This is a genomic window from Pseudomonas sp. TYF_14 (genome assembly GCF_043105275.1).
GTDB classification, from domain to species: Bacteria; Pseudomonadota; Gammaproteobacteria; order Pseudomonadales; family Pseudomonadaceae; genus Aquipseudomonas; species Aquipseudomonas alloputida.
On the sequence record NZ_JBICLK010000090.1, the window covers coordinates 1 to 2,298 of the forward strand.

The following is a 2,298-nucleotide window of genomic DNA, read 5'->3' on the forward strand; positions in this document are numbered from 1 at the left end:
TGGCTAGCTTGTATGTGTATGCCACTCCGGACAGCTATGAGCCGCTAGCACGGATCGATGGGTCGATGGGTAGGGAGGTGGTTCAGTATTTTCATACCAACCTGGCCGGGCTTCCCGAGCAACTGACTGACGCGAATGGCAATGCGATTTGGCGTAACGATTATGAGGGCTGGGGGAAGACGCGGGATGAGTGGCACAGTCCACACCAGGCGAGAGAACAGAACCTGCGATATCAAGGTCAGTATGTTGACAGAGAAATAAGCCTCCATTACAACACCTTCAGGTTCTACGATTTTACCACTGGTCACTTTATTCAACCGGATCCCATTGGACTGGAAGGCGGGTTAAACTCATACGCGTATGGACCGAACCCGCTGGCATGGATTGACCCTCTTGGATTGTTCTGTGGTGTCGCCAAGAGCTCGAAATGGAATAGAGCACGTCAAAACCTTAATGGGCCCGGACTTAGAGATCATTTCGAAAAGCATGGCTCTCAAGTAGGAGCAAATTCAGCGAAGGAATACGATTTTAGTGCAAGAACGACGATACAAAATGGAAGAAAATTCACCTACAGGGACCGGTACACTAACAAGCCAAGAGTCGGCTATCACGATCCTGACACTGGATTATTTACCGCAACCAGTCAGACAGGAAAAGTACCTGTTATTTTAACTCATTTCCCTGAATCGTGGTCAAACTTAAGGCGCCTACCTGGATTCAGCACTCCAAATTAGAGGTTTTAGATTATGTCCCCTGAGAAAAAAATAATGGCTACCATTAGAAAAGGATACCGAAGACCTCATGACATTGAAATGCTGGCTAGCGAAATTTACACATGGCTTTGCAATGACAAACTAGCTAGCAGGGAAATTCTAATGGAATTTGTTTCAAGCGTTAACAACTCAAAATTCCCTGACGTCATTCAACTAACCTTTGAATACTTGAAGCGCCTATCCACTCATGAAAGCGAGTTACTATACGAGGAGAGCGAAAAAATAGGGCATTTATTTGATTCTATAAACATCATGACAACACTCGGCCTCCATCATGATGACAACATAATCAAGGAATCTGACGAGCTAATAATTAACGCACTGAAAAGCAAACGATTCACCAACCCACCCAAACAAATCAACACTGAGAAACCATGGTGGAGCAGAATATCAGACAAGCTTCTCAAAGAACATATTCCCAATAAAAGTCTCTGACCAGCATTATTATATATCAGCGCTCACACTGGCGCATTTAATCAATCAGGAACTACTGAGATCTGCGACTTTAATTTGTTCAGGCGATGAACCGCTCGAGGCCTGCAATTTCGCTACGACCCCAGCGGCCGGCTGGTCGAACGCACGGACGCCATGGGCTACAGCGTGAAGTTCCGCTACGACGCCTATGGTCGGCTACTGCAACTCACCAACGAGAATGACGAGTCATACCGCTTCGGCTGGGACGAACTGGACCGGCTGGTGGCACAAAAAGACCTGGATGGCAGTGGCCGCCTCTATGCCTACAACGTGCTGGATGAGGTCATTCGTCTTACCCATGTGCCCTCGCCTGACGAGCAGCCGCCCCTGTCCGATAATGCCCCGCCGACACGGACGGCTGCCATCCGCCATGACTTCGAGCGGGACGCCATCGGCCGGCTTGTCAGCAAGCGCACCGAAGATGGCACCACCGACTACCGCTACGACGCGGCCGACAATCTGCTGTCCATCACCTTCACAGACAACCAGGGCAAGAAGCAGCAACTCGATTACACCTACGACCCCAACGGGCAACTGCTCAGCGAAACCAACAGCGCGGGCCTGCTGCAGTACCGCTACGACGCGCTGGGCAATTTGCAGACCCTGGTGCTGCCCGACCAGCGCGAACTCAATCACCTGTACTACGGCAGCGGACACCTGCACCAGATCAACTTGAACGGCCGGGTGATCAGCGATTTCGAGCGCGATGCGGTGCACGACGAGGTCCTGCGCACCCAAGGCAAACTGGTCACCCGCACACGCTACGACACCAGCGGTCGCCTGGCCGGCAAGGCTATTCACTACCGCGATGCTCCTGCTGAAGTGCTGCCGCTGCTGGACAAGGCCTATCGCTACGATGCCAGCGACAACCTGATTGCCGAGGTACTCACCCAAACACAGCGCCGAGGGATGTCCAACGCCGCCAATGACGAAAACGCTAACCTCGAAAAGATCATCGGTCGCTTCCTTGACCTACCCCACACGGGCAAGACCTATTCGGGACACAACGTAACCGATCCATGAACCCCACCTACCACAAGGTGGAAGCCAA

The 2,298-nt window shown here is 51.7% G+C and carries 3 protein-coding genes; all 3 read left to right on the forward strand.

The window, feature by feature from the left end:
- Positions 1-734: RHS repeat-associated core domain-containing protein (locus ACF8O8_RS26570; protein ID WP_392510807.1), on the forward strand; the 734-nt coding region annotated here is incomplete at its 5' end.
- Positions 735-746: 12 nt separating this feature from the next.
- Positions 747-1,208 (forward strand): hypothetical protein, encoded by a 462-nt coding sequence (locus ACF8O8_RS26575; RefSeq protein WP_126404339.1) that lies wholly within the window; start codon positions 747-749, stop codon positions 1,206-1,208.
- Between the two features lie 102 nt (positions 1,209-1,310).
- A complete protein-coding gene (locus ACF8O8_RS26580; protein WP_392510809.1) occupies positions 1,311-2,270 on the forward strand; it encodes a hypothetical protein in 960 nt (319 codons plus the stop codon).
- Positions 2,271-2,298: the final 28 nt, after the last annotated feature.